This is a genomic window from Kitasatospora sp. NPDC058965, assembly GCF_042741245.1.
Classification (GTDB): domain Bacteria; phylum Actinomycetota; class Actinomycetes; order Streptomycetales; family Streptomycetaceae; genus Kitasatospora.
This window is the reverse complement of record NZ_JBHYKG010000004.1, coordinates 38,019-58,267: the sequence shown is the minus strand read 5'-3', so window position 1 is coordinate 58,267 and position 20,249 is coordinate 38,019. Positions and strand designations below refer to the sequence as shown.

Below are 20,249 nucleotides of genomic sequence, written 5' to 3'. Positions count from 1 at the left end.
GGGGGAGGGGGCCGAACCATGGCGATCGAGCTGCCGGACGAGGTTGTGTCCATGCTGCAGTTCATCGGGGTGAACTGGCCCCAGGTGAACGAGGACAAGGTCCGCGAGTTCGCCACGCACGTGCGGACGTTCGCGACCAACGTGCACGAGACGCACCAGGACTCGACCGCCACGGTCAAGCAGCTGAGCGAGGTGTACCAGGGCGCGTCGTACGACGCGCTGATCCGGCGGTGGTCCGAGCTGTCGAACAGTCACATGAACGACTTGGTGACGGCCTGCCACGCGGTGGCGGACGCACTCGACGTGGCCGCGGGCGTCATCGTCGGGATGAAGCTCCAGGCGATCGAGGAGCTCACCCTCATGGCGATCACCTTCGTCGCCGACCAGGCGGCCGCCGTGGCGACGTTCGGCCTGGCCGAAGCCGGACTGCTGCTGCTGGAGGAGGCGGCCACGGGCGTGGTCAACTACCTGGAGCAGCAGCTCGAGCAGTACATCATCGGCCAGGTGATCGAGGCCGCGATCACGCCGCTGGCGGAGGTCGTCGGCAACGCGGTGAGCGGCCTCGTGTACAAGGGCGCGGAGGCGGCGATGGGCCTCCCCGACGACGGCGGCACCCCGACGCACTTCAGCATCCACCCGCAGGCCATGCTGGTGCACGCGGACACCATGCACGGCCACGCCGAGACGGTCGCCGCCCACGCCGAGGACCTCCGCGGCAAGCTCGCCCAGGTGGACTTCTCATGAGCAACCAGGTCAACAAGGCCCTGAAGGACGGCGCCAAGAAGGTCGTCAAGGCGGTCGCCGACGACGGCGCGAAGGCGGTCAAGGACTTCTACCACTCCACGGCCAACAACCTGAAGACGGTCGCCACCAAGACCGCCGAGACCGACGCGAAGCACTCCGAGGAACTGCTGAAGATCCACCCCCGGGAGCCGAGCCGCGACGACCTGCGCAAGGCGCTGGACGAGGACGGCGCGAAGCCCGTCTACCTGTTGGGCGACCGGGGCAAGGTCCAGAAGCTGACCTCCAAGGGCCCCGTCGACCTCACCGACGAGGACCGGAAGCTGCTGGGCGTCCCGCTGAAGCTGGCCGGCGCCAACAAGGACACCCTCCCGCAGCGGCCGAAGAACCCCCACAACCCCTACGCCTGGCCGGAGAGCACTCCCGAGGAGAAGGCGGCCCGGCCGCGCAAGAAATCCACCGAGGTTCCGGTCAACGGGGACGAACTGTCCCGCGCCACCAGCCTGGCGCGGCACGAGGCGGTGTCCAAGCGGGAGGCCGGGAGCTACGGCAACTACGGGCCGCGCAGCAAGAACGTGAAGGGCGGGGAGCAAGTATTCCGGAGCAACAACTACGCCGCCGTCCGGGTCGCCTATCACGACGGCGAGAAGGAAAGAGAATTCATCCTCGTCGGTCGCAGCAGCAATCCGGTGCACTCGGAGAAAGTGCTCGGCATACCGTTCCTGGAGAACGGCACGGCCCACCACATCAAGGACCTCTACACCGAACGCGCGCCGTGCAGCGAGAGCAGCGACTGTTCGGCGTGGGTACAGAAGTTCATGCCGCACGTCAATGTCACGCACAGTCTCGAATACGGGCCCGGGGATGATTCCGTGGCCCGCGGGAACCGCGAGATGGAGGACCGCCTCAATCGGATGTTCCCCGGACTGCGGCACCCGAGCCGGAGCCCCTGGACGAACTTCAAGGGCCTGCACCCGAGCCACTGAGCCCGAATGCTAGGGTGACCGGGTCACTGATCTGATTCTCGTTCACCTCGACGGAAAGCATGGAATTCATGAGCCCGCTGATCGATCGTGCCGGAATGGAGGAGGTCTTCCCCGCCGACGAGCTCCTCACCTCAGCGGACGAGCTGCTCACCGGCATCGCTCATGAGCCGACCCGGGCGTTCCTGCGCGACGTCGGGCTCCCGGACCGCGGCGGGTGGTTCGAGTCCGAGCCGAACCTCGCGGAGGGCGAGGTGCAGATCGGCGGCGAGGCCTGGCAGCAGGTCGCGGAGCAGTACCCCGACTGCCCGTTCGACATGTCGGTGTGGCTGACCCTCGGCGGCATCGCGATGGACAGCGTCATGGTGGACACCGTGACCGGCGCCGTGTACTGCATCCCCGAAGGGGGCCGTCCGCACCTGCTGAACAGCAGCGTCGACGCCCTGGCCTACTTCCTGCACGCCCTGGAGGTGGAGCGCGAGGCGTACGACCTGGAGGAGCAGGCCGATTTCGACGTGGTCGACCCGGAGGGCGCGGAGCAGCGCCTGCTCGACCTGATGCGCGCGGCCGACCCGGTCGCGATGGAGAACCCCGCGTCGACCTGGTACACGGTCCTGCGGTACGTCCGGAACCTGATGGAGGACTGACGGACGGCTGAGGGGCGCCTCATGGGCGGTTGACGGGCGACCAGGGCCCGCCCGGCAGGGTCTACGCTGCGAAGTCCGGCAAAGACACCCCGGTGTTCAGTGCAGTAGTCAGAGGAGCAGGACGTGACATCTTCCGCCGAGCGCTTCACCCGTCTCGCCACCCGGTTCGGCGAATCGGGTCTTCGGCGGCTCGGTCCCGAAGCGGGTGCGGACCTCGCGGATCTGGTCGTGCCGTTGCGGGTGCTCCCGTACTTCCACGTGCTGCCGGAGGAGTCGGCCTCGCTGCGCGCCTACGCGGAGGAGGAGGGGCAGCGGCTCGACGAGGCCCAGGTGTCCTGGGCGCGGCTCGGCTCGGACCGGGCCTTCGACCTCTGCGTCACGGCTGCGGGCGAGGTCCGGGCGGTGCTCCTCGGCTACGACGAGCCCGAACGCTTCGTCAGCTCCACCGCCGAGGCCTTCGCCGACGGTCTGCTGCTGCTCGACGTGCTGCTGGAGTCCGTGGCCGCCGCGCAGACGCCCGGCGAGGCCGCTGCCGCGTTCCGGGCCACCGAGCAGGCGCTGCGGGACGCCGATCCGCGAGCCTTCGCCGACACCGAGCACTGGTGGCCGCTGGTCCTGGAGGACATCCGCACCACGGCGAGCGTCGAGTGCTACGCCACCTTCGAGTTCGCCGCTCCGGACGGCGAGCGGCACCTGGTCACCCGGTCCGGCGGGATCGGCGTGCACCCCGAGCAGCAGGTCTGGTCGGACCTGCACGCGGCCGGCATCCAGCCCGCGCAGGTGACCCGCATCCACACCGAGCTCGAAGCCTGCTTCCTGCCCGGCCACTACTGCTCCATGTGGCTGGCGATGATGTTCCCCGACGCGGCTACGACCCACAACGTGTCGACGGGCGAGACGGCGGCGGAGCGGGCGGCGGCAATCGAGAAGCTCCGGCAGGCCACCCAGCGGACCGGCAGCGACGGCTGACCCGTGACGCTTCCGCACCCCGACCTTCCGTCCACCCCCGCTGATACCCGGCTCGACCACGCCCAGCGCCTGCTGGCCTGGGCCGGCGACGGTTCCGGACACCCGCGGGCGGCCCTGGTCGTCGGCCCGCGCGGCGCCGGCAAGAGTCGGCTGCTGGCTTGGCTGGTCGCGCAGGGCGCCGACACCCCGGCGGCGACGGTGCACGCCGTGGGCCTGGCGGCGGGGCAGACCGCGCGCACCCTGGCCTGGCAGCTCGGCCGGGACCTGGGCTACGGCCCGCTCGAACCCGAGCAGTTGACGGGACGGATCGCCGCCGACCCGCGTCCCGTGCGCCTCGTCGTCGCCGACCTGCACCGGGCCGGGCGCTACCCGACGCGCTCCCCGCGCAACACCGTCCCGGCGGTGCTCACCGACCTGCTCCTCCCGCTGCTCGCCCTCCCGCAGGTCCGGATGGCGATCGAGTCGGACACCGCCGAGCTGCCCGGCCTGGCGGACGACGCCCTCGTCCTCGACCTGTCCGGAACTCCCTCCCCGCGTGGGGCGGACGCACCGCCGCCGCCCGGTGCGGCCGACGCACCGCCTCCGCCCGGCGCGGACACCCCGGGGCAGGACTGGCGCCTGGTGGACCCGTCCACGCGCGAGCTCGCGCTCGACCGGGCGACCGCCGCCGGCACCGCTCCCGCCCTGCTGGCCGACCCCGGCTACCTGGTGCACGGCCCCGTCACCGCGATCACCGCCGCGCTGGCGGAGACCGGCCTCCGGGTACCGCGCCGCCTCCGCACCGTCTGGGACGCCGCCGCCCCCGCCCTCGCCGACCCGCACCTCCCGGACCAGGCCCGCGCGGCCGTCCTGCACACGGCGGCGGTCGGCCGGGACGACCGGCTCGCCGAGTACCTGCGGCCCCTCGTGCAACCCGGGCCGTGGACCACGCGCTGGTCGCTGCCGCACCGGCCCGCGAACGCCGTCGCCCTCCTCGGCACCGGCACCGGCACCGGCACCGGCCAAGCCGCCGGCTCGCCGGTCGCCGCGGTGGTCGTGGCGGACCCGCTCGGCCGCCTCACCCAACTCTCGCTCGCCGACGGCCGGGTGACGGACCGCTTCACCCCCGAACCGCCCTGGGCGCCGGCCGCGCTCGCGACGGCCACCCCGGACTGCCTGCTGGCGCTGGACCGTTCGGGCGCGCTGCGCCCCGTCCCGGCGACCGCCGACGCGGCCGTCCCGCTCGCGCTCAACCGGCTTGTCCTCCACCACAATGCGGCCTCCCTGCTCGCCGACGCGCAGCGGCCGACCGCCCTCGCCACGGCCGGCCGCTACCTCGCCATCGGCGACCAGGACGGGACGGTGCACCTCTGGCGCCGCGACGACCTGCTCGCCGAGCCCACCACCGCGCGGCTGCACCACTCCGCCGTCACGGCTCTCGCCTGCCTCGAAACCCCCGACGGCCGCACCGCCCTGGTGGTCACCGGCGGCCTGGACGGCACCCTCCGCCTCTGGGACTCCGACACCGGCGGCGACCTCCCCGAGCCGCTCCACCGCCGCCGCGCCGTCCCGACCGCCCTCGCCCTCACCGCGACGCCGGCCGGCCTGCTGCTGGCGGCAGCCTGGTCCGACCGCCAACTCCGCCTCACCCTGCTGCCGAGCGGGGAGCAGGCAGCACTGCCCACCCTGTCCCCGGTCGAGGCGCTCGCCGTCACCGCGGAGGGCCTGCTGGTCATGGCCGGCCCCGGCGGCGTCCAGTGCGTGGCGACCGACTTCTTCCCGGTACAGGTGAGCGCACCGACGGGTGAACCGTCCGGCATCTGAAGACACGTCCGTCGGCGTCCGGTTGGATGGGGCCCGTGACGAGCACGGGATTCACCGAGGACGACCTGCGCGCACTGGCGGGACCGCGTTCCTTCGAACGGGGCCTGGGCTACCGGGAGGCGGTCGAGGCACTCGAAGTCGACGGCGACCGGTTCACCGCCGTCGTCCACGGGACCGATTCCTACGAGGTGGTGCTGGAACCGGGCGAGGACGGCGAGGTGTGGGGCGAGTGCGACTGCCCGTACGGTGCGGAGGGCCACTTCTGCAAGCACTGCGTCGCGGTCGGCCTGGCAGTGCTGCAGCGCCGGGGCGAACTGGCCGGGCTCCGGGCCGACGGCGCGGCGCGGGCGGAGCACCTCGAATCGTGGCTCTCCTCGCACTCGCGCGACGACCTGCTGGCCCTGGTGCGCGAACTGATCGACAGCGACCGGGACCTGCGCCGACGTCTGGAGCTGCGGGCCGCGTCCGCCGGTGCCGACCCCGGTCAGCTGCGCGCCCGGATCACGGACTTGCTGTCCATCGGCCGTTTCAGCCGGTACGGGTACGTCGAGTACGCCGAGGCCCGCGCCTATGCCGGCCAGGTCGGCGAGGCCGTGGCGGCGATCAACGCGCTGACCGGCAAGGGCCGGGGGGATCAGGCGATCGTCCTCGCACGGGAGGCGATCCGGCTGCTCGGGCAGGCGTGCGAGCAGGTGGACGACTCCGACGGGCACCTCGGTGCGGTCGCCGCGGAGCTCGGTGCGGCGCACCTGGCGGCCTGCCGAGCGGCTCCGCCGGACCCGGGGGAGACGGCCGAGTGGCTGGTCGGCCACCTGCTGGGCGACCTGAACCACCTGCCCGACATCGACGTGCACGACTACCGCGACGTCCTCGGCGCGTCGGGGCGGGCCCGGGCCCGGGAGCTCGCGCAGCAGGCCTGGCGCCGCAAGCCGACCGGCTGGGCCGAGAAGGACCTCCTGCAGGAACTGCTCAAGGCCGAGGGTGACATCGACGCGCTGGTCGCCGTGCACGCGGCCGACCTCGCGCCCTCCGGCTGGACCCACCTGGTCATCGCCCAGGAGTTGGACGCCGTCGGCCGCGAGGCCGACGCCCTCGACTGGGCCGAGCGCGGCCTGCGCGCCGCCCGTGGGGAGCACCACGTCGACGACCGGCTTCTCGACTACGTGACCGGGCGGTACGTCGCCGCCGGACGGCTCGGCGACGCCACGTCCGTACGCCGCGACCGGTTCGAAGCGGCCCGCACGCTGGCCGCCTACCAGCACCTGCGGGCCGCGGCCCGGGCGGCCGGCACCTGGGACGCCGACCGCGCCACGGCGCTGGACCTGCTGCGGACCGATGCCGAGGACGGTCACCGGGGCGGGCGGTACAGCGCCGGCCCGGTGCTGATCGACGTCCTGATCGACGACGAGGACTACGACACGGCCTGGCACGCCGCCCCGCGTCTGGCCGGCCCCCGCCAGCACCTGACGCTGGCCGACCGGACCCGCGACACCCGGCCCGCCGACGCGCTGCCCGTCTACCTCCGCGCGATCGAGCCGATGAAGAAGACCACCGGCGACGCCACCTACCACCGGATGGCGGAGCTCCTCCGCCACGCCCGCGCCTGCCACCGCGCGTTGGGCTCGGAAGCGGAGTTCACCACCTACCTCGCCGCGCTGCGCGCCGATCAGAAGCGGAAGCCGAAGCTGATGAAGATCCTCACCGAGAACGGCCTGTGACACCGAACGGGGACGGACCGAGCAGGGTCAGCCCAGCTCCAGGACCGGCCGGGTGGCGAAGTCCTCGTACATCGACTCGCCGTCCTCGCCGTGCAGGAACTCGGCCATGGCCGGGTTCCGGTTCGCGGTGGCCAGCGGCAGCCACGCCGTGAGCGTGCCGTAGCCGCCGCACTCCGCCTCACCGCCGTCGCCCCCGTGGACGGCGGCCGGGTCGCTGGTGAGTTCGGGCTGGTAGGTGTCGTAGGCGATCCGCAGGCCGAACGCGTTGCGCTCGCGCTGCGGTCCGTCGCCGGCCAGGTAGGGGGTGCGGTCCAACGGGCAGTGATCGCCCCAACGGAACAGCGTGCCCGCCCCCGCGCCGCAGGCGTGCTCCCACTCGTCCGGGCTCGGCAGCCGCAGGCCCTGCTCGGCGAGCGCGCCCGGCATGTCGGCGGGCGGGTCGGTGAGCGCCACGGGTTCGAGGGCGACGAGCAGCGTGGGCACGGCGACGGTGCGCCGGGGGCTGAGCACCTGCGCCAAGTGGTCGCGCAGGTCGGCCGCGAAGCCGAACCCGCCGCCGAGCGTCTCCTCCTGGTAGCACGTCAGCTGCTTGGGTGCCGGCTCCCACCGGTCCAGGTCGAAGCCGACGGCCACCTCCCCGCCGGGCACGAGCGCAAAGTCCCGACCGCCCACCTCGACCACCACACGCTGGAACGCCCCACCGAGGTGCTCGACCGTGCGGACCTCCACCACCCCGCCATCCACCGTCCGCGCGGCGTCCTGCGCGTGCTGGGTGGCGGCGGCGCGATCGAGGGCGCGCCAGTGCTGGAAGGTGAGGTCCGCGGGGGTCATGGGCACGCAGTCTGGCACCCGCCGCCGACACCGCGCACTGGCGGGTGGGCGGGCAGGCGGGCGGGCGGGCGTCGGCGCTGGCGTGCTCGTCCTCGGCAGCTGCCGTTGTCGTTGCCGTCGCCGGGAAATGAGTAGCGCTCGTGCCGGTTCTCGGAGATGCTCCGCGCGATGAGCAACCGCGAGGAGCAACGGACCATTGGGGCAACGGACGAGTGGGCGTACGCGCCGGTCAGCACGTTGGAGGGGCTGCTGCAACGGGGCCGGGGCCTCGGCGCGGTGTCCGCGCCGGGCGATCCGACGGCCGGCGGGTTCGTGTACGACTGCATCCGCCGGGACTGTCGCTGGGACTCGCAGGTGGACGAGCGCCCGCTCTACCTGGCGAGGTCGGTCCGGGACCTGGGGCTGTCCCCCGAGCCGGTCGTCGCCTTGCTGGCGGGTGGCGAGGACGACTGCGAGCGGGCCACGGGGGTGCTGGAACTGCTCGCGCTGTCCGGGTCGGTGGAGGCCCGTCAGGTCCTGCGGTCGTACGTCCGCGAGGGCGAGCACTGGGTGGACGTGCTGGAGTCGGTGGCGGCTCGCTGGCCGGTCCCGTGGTGGGACGACCTGGCCGACGTCCCGCGCTCGCGCCTCACCGGGGACGAGCCCCTGCTGTGGCGCTCCGAGCCGTGGGTGCGCTGGCAGCTCGGCCGGCCCCGTGCTGCCGTGCGCTGCGGCGACGCTCCCGGCGGTGGCGGCGCCGAGTCGGCCCTGAGCAGCCGGCACCTGCTCCTTCTGCTCGCCGACCCCGGTGCAGCGGACAGTGCGAAGGTCAACGCCCTGCGCGCACTGGCCGCCCGCCCGCCGGAGGCAGGCCTGATCCCCCTGGTGCCGTCACTGCTCACGGCGGACGGTCAGTGGCCGCTGCCGTTGCTGTCCCGCGCGGTCGGCCGCCTCGGCCCCCTCGCCGTACCGGCCGCTCGCGCGTGGGTGACGGACACCCGACCATGGCTGTCCTGGACCGGGATGACGGTGCTGGCCGACCACGGCGACACCTGCGATCTCCCCGTCCTCCTCGGCTCCCTGGACACCCACTGGCAGACCCGCACCTGGTGCGGCCCCGACCGCCTCGCCGCCGGCCTGGCCCGCTTCGGCCCCCGGGCAGCCGAGGCGGCACCGCTCCTGCGCCGCTTCTGGCTGCGCACCCCGCACTCGTACGAGCGGCCGGCGTACCTGAAAGCACTGGCAGCCGTCGACCCGGACGGACTGGACCGCGCGTACGTCGAGTCGCTGTGGGACTGCGAGTCGGACGCCCGCCTCCTGGGCATCGCTTCGGCGCCGGACGTGCCGCCGGTGCGGGAGCAACTGGGCCGCCTACGGGACGACCCGATGGAGGAACCCGAGGTCAGGTCAGCGGCCGGGGTGCGGCTGGTCGCCCTCCAGCGGTGACGTGAGATCAGCCGCTACCGGGTGGTGTCCCTGACGCCGTCGACAGATGGACGCGGCGGCTGCGCCAACGCCATCGGGCTCTGCCCCGACCGGCGTGTCGACGGAGCGTTCGGAGGCGTCCCGCCATGCGCCAAGAGGCCCCGAGCCCGAGTGTCGCCACTCGTTGCTCGGGGCCCCGGTGACTGCGGAGCGAGGGCTCAGCAGCGGTGAAGGGATTCGCAGTCCTCCCAGCGGGTGCCGGTGTCCGGGGTGGTGGTGCCGGCGGACGGGGTCAGGAGGGAGCGGGGGGCAGCGGGGGCGGTGGTGGGGGCCGTGTGGCCGGTGGCGAGGCGGACGGCGATGGCGTCGAGGATGGCGTGCGGGACGGGGCCGGTGAAGTCGTTCAGCATCGCGGTGAAGGCGAGGTGGTGGGCGTCGGGGGTGGTGACGTAGCCGGTGAGGTTGTCGACGCCGCTCATGGAGCCGGTCTTGGCGTGGACGTTGTTGGCGGCGGCGGTGCCGCGCATGCGGTTGGTGAGGGTGCCGCCGACGAGGCGGTCGGGGTTCCCGGCGACCGGGAGCGCGTTGTACCAGGCCTGGTACCACGGCTTGGTCTGGGCGACCTTGAGGAGGCCGGTCATCTTGGCCGGCGTGATCAGGTCGTAGCGGGACAGCCCGGAGCCGTCGACCTGGCGGCCGGCGGGGGTGGTGAGGCCGTTGGCCGCCAGGAAGCCGTTGATCTGGGTGATGCCGGCGCTCCAACTGCCCTGGCCGGCCTTGACCTTGCCGATCTCCTTGGTGAGGTGCTCGGCCATGCCGTTGTTGCTGAGCTTGAGCATCGGCACGACGAGTTCGGCGAGCGGCGCCGAGTCGTGGCTCGCCAGCGGCTTGGTGGACTCGGTGCCGGTGGCGGCCCGGACGTCGTTGTGGACGACGTGGACGCCGTGGCGCTCCAGGGCGCCGGCGAAGACGTCGCCGGTGTAGACGGCCGGGTCCTCGACGGTCTGCCAGAAGGTGACGGGAGCGGCACCGGTCGGCAGACTGCCCGTCAGGTCCAGCGTGTTGACCGAGCGTCGGCGCTCGACGTCGGCGGTCGTGGCGTCGCCCGCCGCGCCCGTGGTGATCTTGCCGTTGAGCTGCACCGGCGCCTCGGCGGGGGAGAGGCTGACCTGCGCGTCGTCCCCGACGTTGGCGCCCGGGGTGACCGTCACCTGCACGGTGTCCATGGTGAACTCGGAGTCCGGGGCGACGGTGAGGCCGGAGATCTGCGGGCTGTAGCTCTCCGACTGGTCGTCCCAGGCCCAGCCGGGGCCGTACGGGGTGGAGTCGTAGCGGGTGCCGTCGGCGAGCACGCGGCCGGTGACGGTGGTGATGCCCGAGTCGGCGACCCGGGCGGCGAGGTCGTCGAGGTCCTCGGGGCGCAGGCTGGGGTCGCCGCCGCCGCGCAGGACGAGGTCGCCGACCAGCACCGGACCGTGCACGTTGCCGGTGGTGCGGACCTCGGTGGTGAACCGGTGGTCGGCGCCGAGCAGGTCGAGCGCGGCAGCCGAGGTGACGCTCTTCAGGGTGGACGCCGGGGTGAGCAGGGCGTCGGGCTGGTGCTGGTAGAGCACCTGGCCGGTGTCGGCGTCGATGATCTGCACGCCGGCCTGGGCGTTGGTCAGCCGGGCATCGGCCAGGATCGCGTTGAGGTCCGCGGTGAGCGTGGGATCGGCGGGTGCCGGGGCGTCCGCCTGGGCGGATCCGATGAGCAGGGATGCGGCGAGCATCACGGCGGCGAGCGGCAGGGTGCGGCGCTGCAGGCGTGCGGTCAACTGGGGCTCCAGGACAGTGGGTCGGCGGGGGCGGTTCCGTCACGCCGCTGCCCACGCGTGCAGGCGCGGGCGGCCGACCGAAATGCCCCCATTTGTCGTGATCACGCTATCAGGTGCGTGAGGGGCGATCTGAGGGTGTGTCATGAGTAGTAATGCGCTGACGGTCGGGAATGTTGCACGGACCGCCCGCACGGTGGGGCGGCGTCGGGTGCGAGCTGGTGACACCAGGTCAGTACCTGGTGCCTGGACCCAGGTGGTCACCACGCGCCGGAACAGGTCTGTCCCAGGGCGAACCGGCCGGGCGCCAGGGCAGGGCGCCGAGTGCGGTCGGCGGTCCCAGTCCTGAGCGAGTGTGAGTTCGCCAGTGGTGCCCGGGCCTGCCGAAGTTCGGCCCTTTCGGGCAGGTTTCCGGGCCCGAAAGGGCCGAGCCTCGTACACCACGCGACAGGTAGGTCCTCCAGGCGCGTGTACTTGGGAGTAGTCCGCGACCGGCCGGGCCGCGGATCCGCCCCCCGACACCAGGAGCACCAGTGCGCGCGCAGGAACGAGACGACCGGCCGGCCAAGCAGCAGCCGCCGCAGGCCGTGTCCTCGACCGGCCGACCGGCTGCGGGGATCCCGATGAGCGCGCAGAGCCTGATCGCGCTGCAGCGCAGCGCAGGCAACGCGGCCGTCGTGCAGATGCTGCGCCAGGCCGGAGCAGCACCCGAGGAGCACCGGCACGGTGCCGGCTGCGGGCACGAACCCCCGCAACAGGGTCCGGTGCAGCGCTCCGCGGTGCCCGACGTCCTGCGCTCCGGCGGCAGCCCGCTCGACAGCGCCGTCCGCACGGACATGGAGGCCCGCCTCGGCGCCGACTTCTCCGACGTACGGATCCACAACGACTCGGCCGCTCGCGCCTCCGCCGCCGAGATCGGGGCGCGCGCCTACACCTCCGGCAGCCACGTCGTCATCGGCCAGGGCGGATCCGACCGGCACACGCTGGCCCACGAACTCACCCACGTCATCCAGCAGCGCCAAGGCCCCGTCGCGGGTACCGACAACGGCAGTGGACTGGCGGTCTCCGACCCGGGCGACCGGTTCGAGCGCGAGGCCGAGAGCAATGCCCGGCGGGCACTTGCCGGACCGTCGGCCGGTGCGTCAGCCGGTGCGCAGGCCCAGACCCAGGGTGGTCGGTCGGCTGCGGCGGGAGCCGATCAGGCGCCGTCCGTGCAGCGCGCGATCGGGCTGGAGATCGAGATCGACCGGCCGGTGGTCAACCACGACGGGTCGGACGTGAGCAGCGGAACCAGTTCCGGGTTCACGATGATGGAGCATCCCGGACAGGGCATCAAGCTGGTCTCCGACATGCGCAAGAGCCCTGGAGGAGGGCTCTACACCAACGCGGAGCTCGTCGCCCGACCCAGCGCGGTGCTGCCCGGCGAAACGGACAGGTTCCCGCCCGTCAGTCAGACGCTGGACCACCTCGAAGAGGCTCATCGGCGGCTCTACCTGCCGAACGCCGAGACGCCGGTGGCAGACAAGAAGATCCGGAAGCTGTTCCCGAAGAGTGAGGGGTACGAGCCCGGGCAGGAGGGATACAAGCTGGCCCGGGTGGCTCCGGAGAAGTCCCACGAAGAGCGGAACGGAGCGCCCGGGAAGGGACAGGGTCTCTTCGTCCACCAGACCGTCGGCGTCCCGCTGCACGGCATGGCGGGGTTCTTCGCGCACGCGCTCAGCGAGCAGGAGCCCGCGAACCGGGGCGGCAGCAAGATCCGCATGGACCGGCACGACTCGCACCGGCACCTGGCGCAGTCGATCCAGTTCGGCACCAGGCTGGGCGGGCAGTTCCTCGCCGGCCAGGGCGCGGTTCCCGAGGCGCACCGGGATGCCGAGGAGATCCGCGGCTTCGGGGCGCTGATGTACACCCAGCTCGCCGCCCTGACCGACAAGCGACGTCAGGAGTTCGAGGTCGGACTGGTCAAGAACAAGACGGCCGTGCTGTCCCGGGTGAGCCTGGGCAACGCCGTGCGGACCCTGTCCGCACCCGCCCAGGCCTTCCTGTCGACCCAGGCGAGCGCGATCATGGCGCTGTTCTTCGAGGAGTACCTCCAGGTCCACCCCTGGGGTGACGGCCAGACCCTGAGGGACAACGTCGCCGCGGACGAGGTCCCGGTCCTGGAGGGCTACGCGCACTCCGCGCTCACCGGTGGCGACGTGCGGCAGGACTCCGCCGGCGCCTTCGGCGGCATGACCGAGCTGGCGGGGCCCGACAACGTGCAGGGTGTCCCGGTGTTCCCGGTGGAGATGCGCTCCTTCGGCAGCAACCTGACCAGCTTCCAGAACCTGCGTCAGGACGTCGGTCTGCTCAGCGCGTGGTCGAACGAGGCCCACGCCGGTGCGCTCGCCGCCCGCCAGGGCCACGTAGCGCCCTTCGGGCCGATCGGGGCGAACCAGGCACCGCCGCACCCGCAGGTCGTCCAGCAGGCGCTCGACACGGCAGCCGGCATCCTCAGGAGCAACCACGCCCTCGACAAGCAGTTGCGGCCACTGGTGATGCTGCTGCAGTACACGAACACGCTGGCCCAGCAACCGGTCCCGGCCGGACGGGAGGCGGACTGGGGGCCCGGACTCTCCCAGGGAGCCGCTCTGCTCCTTGACGCGGTCCAGAGCACCGTGCAGGGCGGACAGATCAACAGCGCCGCCGTCCGGCAGTTCGCCACTCAGCTCTCGGCGGAGGCTCCGCAGCTGGCCGCGCAGATAAAGTTCCTGCTCACACGCCCACCCCTGAACTCCTGACGCCCGTCCACCTCCGACCGTGCGCGCAGCCGGACGGTCCCGAACTCCACCAGCCGGCCAGGAGAGCAGGCCCAGATGACCCGAGACCTGATCACCGTCTGCCTACCGCCGACCGACCCCGGCGAGGTACCGGCGGCCCTGGCCGCCGCGATGGCGCCGTTCTGCTACGACGCCCAGCCGCTGCCGGACGGCACCGACCAGGGCGAGTGGGACTGGTGGCACATCTTCGGCGGCGACGGCGAGGACGGCCTGGCTGTCCGAGCCGGCTACGAGCAGGACCCTCGGCTGGTGCGCAACCCGTCCTGGTCCGACGGCGGCTCCCGGCCCCCGCAGCCGCCCGGCCGGTGCGACGGCGGACCGCGCGGCCTGCTGGACCTGGACGCCGACCGTGCGCCGGTCGCGTCCCGGGCCGGTATCGACTGGGACGCCTGGACCGACTTCAGCGCCCGGTTCGAGCCCGCCATGTCGCAGCGCGCCATGGCCGAGTCGGTCCCGGCCGGCCCCGACGCGGGGCGCAGGGCCTACGCGGCCTTTCACGACCAGCCGCTCATCCGCGCCGTGGCCGTCCGGCGCGCGAGCGACCCCCAGGCACCCTGGTGGACCTGGGTGCAGGACCCGGTCGCCCACTTCGCCGACGGCCGGGAGCAGTACGTCCGCCGGGTGGCCGCCCGCGTGGTGCCGACGAACGTGCTGCTCACCCTCGACGGCGAGTGGCTCGACGGCACTCTCAACGCCCTGGACCCGGCGGCACTCGTCGGGCCCGCCTACTTCGACTACGCCGACCGCTACCTCGAATCGCTCGCCGAGGACGCGCTGATGGTCCGGCTCCGCTTCCACTCCTGAACATACGTCAGGCCGCGTCCCCCCAAGCCCGTTGACCGTGATCTGACGCTGTCCCAGTCCCGCTCCCCATCGGCCGCGCGGCGTCGACCATCAGGCGGGCCAGTCTCGGGCGACCTGGTCAGCATTCGTTCCGTCGCGAAGAAGGCCGTGGCCCTGCGTCAGCGGACGAGCCGGCCGACCGCCTGCTCGTCGACCTCGTCGTCGACCGGCTCGCGGAGCGGTCCCGCCCGGTTCAACAGTCCTTCGGCCAGCACCGACTCGACGAGCTCGACCGCACACTTCCTGGAGATCGGGCCCCCAATCATTCACCCCCCCGGGCCTCGATCACGCGCAGCCGCGTCCCGGTTCCGTACCAGTAGCCGCACAAGGAGTGGACGGGAGTGATCGTCTCTGTGAGTCTTCTGCTGAACGCGGCGGGGGCCGTGGCCAGAGATCTCGGGGAGTCTTCGGATGCGTGTTCAGCGGGTTTTGGTGGCGGGTGCCGTAGCGGTCATCACGGGACTGGGGCTGACCGCCTGTCAGGGCGACGGCCACGGGTCCGCGGGCGGCGGCCACACAGCCGCCGTGCCGAGCAGTACCGAGCCCGTCGGCACCGCCTCGACTCCGGCGGCAGGGGGAACCGCGACTGCCGGGACCCCCGCCGCAACCGGTGCCCCCAGCGCCGGCCAGGGCGGCGTCGGCACCTGCGCGGACTCCAGCGTGCTCATCGACGACTCCGTCGGCCAGGCCGCACCCCCGGAACCGGGCATGGCCTCGGTCGTCGTCTCGATCGACAACACCGGTGACACCTGCACCCTGTCCGGCTTCGCCGGGATCGACCTCACCACGAGCATGGGCCACACCCCCGTCCAGCACGGCTCCGACCAGCCGACCACCGTCACCCTTGCCAGGGGCGGGCGTACCACCTTCACCATCTGGTACCACCCCAACCCGCCCGGCCAAGTGGGCATCACGGTGCACCTGTTGCACGTCACCCCGCCCGGGGGCACCCAGCGGCAGTCGATGCTGTGGCCGGGCACCGACCTGGCCTACGAGCCGGGCAGCAACGCCACTGCCCCTCTGTTCGAAGAGCCGGTCGGGCACTAGCTCGACTCTTTCGGTGATCCTGGTTGCTGCAGCATCAGCTGACGGCTCGCCAGGAACACAGGCGCGGGATGCGGTGCCGGTCGAGGCGGTCGGTGGCCCGCAGGCCGGAGGCAGCGGCGCTTCTCGCCGCTGTGGCCCTCCGGACCGGGACTTCGACGGGATCGTGCCTCGACGCCGATCCGCACACCGCGCCGATCGCGCGGTGGATCGTCACCCCGCGCCCGGCCGGGCGCAGCACCGCTCGGATCACCCGGACAAGGTAGGGCCGGCACCCCGCCTGCCTATGCCACCGCCTCGGCGCCCGCCGTGATCCGGGTCGCGGTCTGGCCGGGATTGCTGAACTGGGTGCGGTACAGCTCCGCGTACCGCCCGGCTGCGGCGAGCAGTTCGTCGTGGGTGCCGCGTTCCACGATGTGCCCGCCCTCGACGACGAGGATCTGGTCGGCGGCGTGGATGGTGGAGAGCCGGTGGGCGATGACGACGGCGGTGCGGCCCTCCAGCGCCTCCGCGAGGGCTTCCTGGACGGCGGCCTCGGAGGTGCTGTCCAGATGGGCGGTGGCCTCGTCGAGGATGACGACGCGCTGGCGGGCGAGGAGGAGCCGGGCGATGGTCATGCGCTGGCGCTCGCCACCGGAGAGCCGGTAGCCGCGCTCGCCGACCACGGTGTCGAGCCCGTCGGGCAGCGAGCGGACGAGGTCTTCGAGCCTTGCCCGGCGCAGCACGTCCCACAGCTCGTCCTCGGCCGCCTCGGGGCGGGCGAGCAGCAGATTGGCGCGCACGGAGTCGTGGAAGAGGTGCCCGTCCTGGGTGACCATGCCGAGCGTTCCTCGCAGGGCCGCGTGCGACAGGTCGCGGACGTCGATGCCGCCGATGCGGACCGCGCCTTCGTCGGTGTCGTACAGGCGCGGCAGCAGCTGGGCGATGGTCGACTTGCCCGCCCCGGACGAGCCGACGAGCGCGATGGTCTGGCCGGGTTCGGCGCGGAAGGAGATACCGTGCAGGACCTCGGCGCCGCCCCGGGTGTCGAGCGCCGCGACCTCTTCGAGGGATGCGAGGGAGACCTTCTCGGCGGACGGGTAGCCGAAGCGGACGTTCTCGAACTCCACGGACACGGGCCCGTCGGGGACCTGCCGGGCGTCCGGCTTCTCCTCGATCAGGGGCTTCAGATCGAGCACCTCGAAGACCCGCTCGAAGGAGACCAGGGCGCTCATGACCTCCACCCGGGCCCCGGCGAGCGAGGTCAGCGGAGCGTACAGCCGGGTGAGGAGCAGGGCGAGCGAGACGACGGCGCCGGCCTGCAGGCTGCCGTGCAGCGCGAACCAACCGCCGAGGCCGTAGACGAGCGCGAGCGCCAGCGCCGAGACGAGGGTGAGCGCAGTGATGAACGCCGACTGCGCCATGGCCGTACGGACGCCGATGTCACGCACCCGGCGCGCCCGCGCCGCGAACTCGACCGACTCCTCGTCGGGCCGCCCGAACAGCTTCACCAGGGTCGCTCCGGGCGCGGAGAAGCGTTCGGTCATCCGGGTACCCATCGCGGCGTTGAGGTTCGCGGCCTCCCGCTGGAGCCCCGCCATCCGGCTGCCCATGCGACGGGCCGGGACGACGAAGACCGGCAGCAGGACGAGCGCGAGCAGCGTGATCTGCCAGGACAGCGTGAGCATGACCGCGAGCGTGAGCAGCACCGTGACGACATTGCCGACCACTCCGGAGAGCGTGTTGCTGAACGCCCGCTGCGCGCCGATCACGTCGTTGTTGAGGCGGCTGACGAGGGCACCGGTGCGGGTTCGGGTGAAGAACGCGACGGGCATCCGCTGGACGTGGTCGAAGACCGTGGTCCGCAGATCGAGGATGAGCCCTTCGCCGAGGGAGGAGGACAGCCAGCGGTTCAGCAGCCCGAGCGCGGCATCGCCGAGTGCGATCAGCGCGATCAGCAGCGACAGGCCGACGACGGCGCCCGGATCCTTCCCCGCCACGATCGCGTCCACGACACGGCCGGCGAGTACCGGAGTGGCCACCGCGAGCAGCGCGCCCACCACGCTGAGCAGCACGAACTGGGCAATACGGCGGCGGTGCGGGCGCGCGAAGGCGGCGATGCGGTGCAGCGTCGCGCGGGCGAATGGGCGGCTGTCCTGCTGCGCGTTCATGACGCTGTGCAGCTGCATCCAGGCGGTCGTCTCCATACTCATGGAAGAACGGTAGAACCTCGCCACCCTCCCGAAGGAGCGCAGGGGCACGAGTGGGTGGAACACCACGTCACGGGCCGTTCGGTGCCGCTACCTCTCCAGGACCGGACCGCCCGGGCATCCTCGCCGGACTCTTGATTCGGCGGACAGGGACACTGACCACGGACACCCCGTCGGGAGAATGGATCGCCATGGGCTGACCGCCTCCACTCCGGGCCGCCCTGGCTGAGCAGCTCGGAAACGACGAACGCCCGTCCCTCGCCGAAGGCCAGGAACAGGCGCCGATGTGTGTTGCCCGCAGAGCGGGAACCGCGTACCAGATGTATGTCCGAGGGGACACGCACCGTTGCCCCACGCGGTCGGGGGTGGTGGGGGTGCTGGATCTGGGTGCTGCCTGATGATTGCGGGACCGCCGACGGCGGTCGTAGTCCTGTGGCTTCAATATCAGGGTGCCAGAGCCATGCCGGTGGCGGTAGGGAGGCACTTCCAAGTCACTCGCTTGAGTGATGGCTCATCGCGTGATGGTGCATCGGGAGTAGCCGGAGGGACGGCTGCGCTATCCGGTCGCGCGCTGGTTGCTCCTCTTCTCGGCCGACCCTGGGCAGGTTCCGCACGTCACCCAGCGGTTGGTCGTGGCCTTGCGGTCCGCATCACGGGCTCAGTCCTCCCAGGGCTCTTCGTCGAGGGCGTCGGGTTCGGTGACCCAGCCGGCGTTCAGGACGAGCCGTGAGGTGCGATGGACGGCGAGGAAGCCGAAGGGCCGGTCGAAGCGGGCGTTGATCCTGCGGACGCGGTAGCGGTACTGCGGTATCCCCGCAGCTGCCAGGCTCAGCGCGGTGACGCTCGCGGAGCGGAAGCCGCGCGCACCGAACGTGGCGGTCATCGCCTGGGCCGCTGCCTGGACGGCGAGCGGCTCGCTGCTGATGCCGGGGAAGTGCCCTCGGGTGAGGTCCGTTGCTGTCCGGAGCCCGAACACGTCGGGGTTCTCGAGCAGGTCGTGGTGGGCGGTGACGGTGAACGGCACTGTTTCCACCACCAGGCGCGGGTCACCGTCGAGGCTGGGGACGCGCTCGACGGTCAGCCCGGGCCCCGGTTCGCCGTAGGGGAGTTGGTTGCCCGGCAGTACAGTCCTTGGCTGGTCCAGGGTCCGCACCGCGGCGGCCAGCACGCGGTCCGGCGCGGCTTGCGCCGGCCCCAGGAACAGGTGGACGTCGACTCCCTGGGCACCGAGGACCTGCAGCACGGTGATCGGGCCGATCTCCGTTTGCGCGACTCCGACGCGGTCGAGCAGCGCAGTGACTCGCCACAGACTGGCCAAGTCCTTGCCCTGCCACGGCCCGGACTCGGCCTCCATTCCGCCGGTGTTGAACGGGCGGATCCAGTCGGTCCGGACCGTCAGGGCGCAGGCCAGCACCAGCCGTGTGTCCGCGTCGACGCCGACCGGCATCGACGCGATCCAGCCGTCGGTGCACTCCGCCGCCCACGCATCGAGCCGAGTCCGGTCTGCGACCGCGTCGCCGCTGAGCTGCTCATGGAGCCGGTCGGGGATCCCGGCCAGCCAACTCGGCTCGAGCGGCAGAGCCTTGTGGGTCCACAGGCCTAGTGCGCTCCGCACGCCTCGCATCGCACCGATCGCCGCCAGCAGGCCCCGCGCCTCGGACGCGGCGTCGTTCGCCGGGACGCCGACGGCCTCCGCGAGCTCCTGGCGGGCAGCTCCGCCGGCGCCGTCGGCGAGCAGCGCGAGCAGCGGCCACAGTCCGGCGGCGGTAAGAGCCGTTCCGCGGTCCGGCAGAGCGGCAGCCCAGCGCGCCGTCAACGCGTTGACGGCCCGGACGGTGGATCTGAGCGTCATCCCCACCCCTTCGAGGAACACCTGATCCCGGGAGCGTACGGCCGAGACGTGTGTGCCGGCCAACGAGTTGATCGTCACCAGCCGGGTCAGGCCAGCCAGAGCGCGCTGTGGCGGTGGCGAGCCGGGACGATGCCCGGGAAATCGGTACGGGCGAGCGAAGACCTCCCGTCCGTGCGCGCATTGAGCTGCCGCTGGACGACGCCGAGTTCGGTGCGGAGCCGCTGCCGAGCCCGGCGTTCCTCACGGCCCGCCAGCCGAGATACGGAGCGGTCCCGGACGACGGAGCGGGCACAGGAGTAGACGTTCACCCGCCGGCGGACCGCCCGGGGCTGAGGTCGGCGACGCTCCTGCGCGGCTTCGGCCAGACTCCAAGTGCTGTAGCGCAGGTCGACGAGATCCACGGACCTCCAAGGCCGACCGGACCACCAGCCGTCTCGCGGTCCAGCGTGGGCGGGTGGGACATGGTGAGCAGTGCGGGCCACAGGACTCCCTGGGTAGCACCGCCAGGTACCTCCTGGCGGATCTACCTGAAGCCGGTGGGACCCGTCGAACGCTCCGCTGCCATGGCCGGAACGCTAGCGGATCACGATCGTCC

General features: G+C 72.4%; 16 protein-coding genes. 10 read left to right on the top strand and 6 right to left on the bottom strand.

Annotated elements, in window-relative coordinates; translation table 11 throughout:
- The first annotated feature begins 18 nt into the window (after positions 1 to 18).
- The 6 genes from ACFW1A_RS01635 to ACFW1A_RS01610 all read left to right on the top strand — a co-directional run bounded on the left by ACFW1A_RS01635 (position 19) and on the right by ACFW1A_RS01610 (position 6,861).
- On the top strand, positions 19 to 744 hold the full coding sequence (locus tag ACFW1A_RS01635) for a WXG100 family type VII secretion target (protein WP_380402237.1): 726 nt from the start codon (positions 19 to 21) through the stop codon (positions 742 to 744).
- Complete coding sequence (locus tag ACFW1A_RS01630; RefSeq protein WP_380402234.1) at positions 741 to 1,727, top strand: nucleic acid/nucleotide deaminase domain-containing protein; 987 nt, start codon at positions 741 to 743, stop codon at positions 1,725 to 1,727. Before ACFW1A_RS01635 ends, ACFW1A_RS01630 begins: the two co-directional genes overlap by 4 nt.
- Positions 1,728 to 1,795: 68 nt before the next feature.
- On the top strand, positions 1,796 to 2,371 hold the full coding sequence (locus ACFW1A_RS01625) for an SUKH-4 family immunity protein (protein WP_380402231.1): 576 nt from the start codon (positions 1,796 to 1,798) through the stop codon (positions 2,369 to 2,371).
- A 123-nt stretch (positions 2,372 to 2,494) separates the two neighbouring features.
- Entirely contained in the window at positions 2,495 to 3,340 is an 846-nt protein-coding gene (locus ACFW1A_RS01620; RefSeq protein WP_380402227.1) for a nucleic acid/nucleotide deaminase domain-containing protein, read from the top strand.
- 3 nt (positions 3,341 to 3,343) lie between these two features.
- Positions 3,344 to 5,143, top strand: a complete 1,800-nt coding sequence (locus tag ACFW1A_RS01615; RefSeq protein WP_380402224.1) for a hypothetical protein — start codon at positions 3,344 to 3,346, stop codon at positions 5,141 to 5,143.
- A 35-nt stretch (positions 5,144 to 5,178) separates the two neighbouring features.
- Positions 5,179 to 6,861: an SWIM zinc finger domain-containing protein gene (locus ACFW1A_RS01610; RefSeq protein ID WP_380402220.1), complete on the top strand. Its 1,683-nt coding sequence runs from the start codon at positions 5,179 to 5,181 to the stop codon at positions 6,859 to 6,861.
- A 27-nt stretch (positions 6,862 to 6,888) separates the two neighbouring features.
- On the opposite strand, the gene ACFW1A_RS01605 is transcribed toward ACFW1A_RS01610, so the two are convergent.
- Entirely contained in the window at positions 6,889 to 7,692 is an 804-nt protein-coding gene (locus tag ACFW1A_RS01605; protein WP_380402217.1) for a hypothetical protein, read from the bottom strand.
- A gap of 168 nt (positions 7,693 to 7,860) precedes the next feature.
- On the opposite strand from ACFW1A_RS01605, the gene ACFW1A_RS01600 reads away from it, so the two are divergent.
- Positions 7,861 to 9,117, top strand: coding sequence for a hypothetical protein (locus tag ACFW1A_RS01600; protein ID WP_380402212.1), 1,257 nt, complete (start codon positions 7,861 to 7,863; stop codon positions 9,115 to 9,117).
- 197 nt (positions 9,118 to 9,314) lie between these two features.
- Here ACFW1A_RS01600 and dacB read toward each other — a convergent pair whose 3' ends face one another.
- Positions 9,315 to 10,910, bottom strand: a complete 1,596-nt coding sequence (gene dacB, locus ACFW1A_RS01595) for a D-alanyl-D-alanine carboxypeptidase/D-alanyl-D-alanine-endopeptidase (protein ID WP_380402209.1) — start codon at positions 10,908 to 10,910, stop codon at positions 9,315 to 9,317.
- A 530-nt stretch (positions 10,911 to 11,440) separates the two neighbouring features.
- Between dacB and ACFW1A_RS01590 the strand changes: the two genes are divergently transcribed.
- Both ACFW1A_RS01590 and ACFW1A_RS01585 read left to right on the top strand, forming a co-directional pair.
- Positions 11,441 to 13,687 carry a DUF4157 domain-containing protein gene (locus ACFW1A_RS01590; protein ID WP_380402205.1) on the top strand — a complete coding sequence of 749 codons (2,247 nt, stop codon included), beginning with the start codon at positions 11,441 to 11,443 and terminating at the stop codon, positions 13,685 to 13,687.
- 75 nt (positions 13,688 to 13,762) lie between these two features.
- Positions 13,763 to 14,530, top strand: coding sequence for a hypothetical protein (locus ACFW1A_RS01585; protein ID WP_380402201.1), 768 nt, complete (start codon positions 13,763 to 13,765; stop codon positions 14,528 to 14,530).
- 158 nt (positions 14,531 to 14,688) lie between these two features.
- On the opposite strand, the gene ACFW1A_RS01580 is transcribed toward ACFW1A_RS01585, so the two are convergent.
- Positions 14,689 to 14,835, bottom strand: coding sequence for a hypothetical protein (locus ACFW1A_RS01580; RefSeq protein ID WP_380402198.1), 147 nt, complete (start codon positions 14,833 to 14,835; stop codon positions 14,689 to 14,691).
- Between the two features lie 394 nt (positions 14,836 to 15,229).
- On the opposite strand from ACFW1A_RS01580, the gene ACFW1A_RS01575 reads away from it, so the two are divergent.
- Positions 15,230 to 15,616, top strand: coding sequence for a DUF4232 domain-containing protein (locus ACFW1A_RS01575; RefSeq protein WP_380402194.1), 387 nt, complete (start codon positions 15,230 to 15,232; stop codon positions 15,614 to 15,616).
- Between the two features lie 281 nt (positions 15,617 to 15,897).
- Here ACFW1A_RS01575 and ACFW1A_RS01570 read toward each other — a convergent pair whose 3' ends face one another.
- The 3 genes from ACFW1A_RS01570 to ACFW1A_RS01560 all read right to left on the bottom strand — a co-directional run bounded on the left by ACFW1A_RS01570 (position 15,898) and on the right by ACFW1A_RS01560 (position 20,055).
- Entirely contained in the window at positions 15,898 to 17,799 is a 1,902-nt protein-coding gene (locus ACFW1A_RS01570) for an ABC transporter ATP-binding protein (protein WP_380402305.1), read from the bottom strand.
- 661 nt (positions 17,800 to 18,460) lie between these two features.
- A complete protein-coding gene (locus tag ACFW1A_RS01565) occupies positions 18,461 to 19,732 on the bottom strand; it encodes a serpin family protein (RefSeq protein ID WP_380402190.1) in 1,272 nt (423 codons plus the stop codon).
- An 8-nt stretch (positions 19,733 to 19,740) separates the two neighbouring features.
- Positions 19,741 to 20,055: a hypothetical protein gene (locus ACFW1A_RS01560; protein WP_380402187.1), complete on the bottom strand. Its 315-nt coding sequence runs from the start codon at positions 20,053 to 20,055 to the stop codon at positions 19,741 to 19,743.
- Between the last annotated feature and the right edge of the window lie 194 nt (positions 20,056 to 20,249).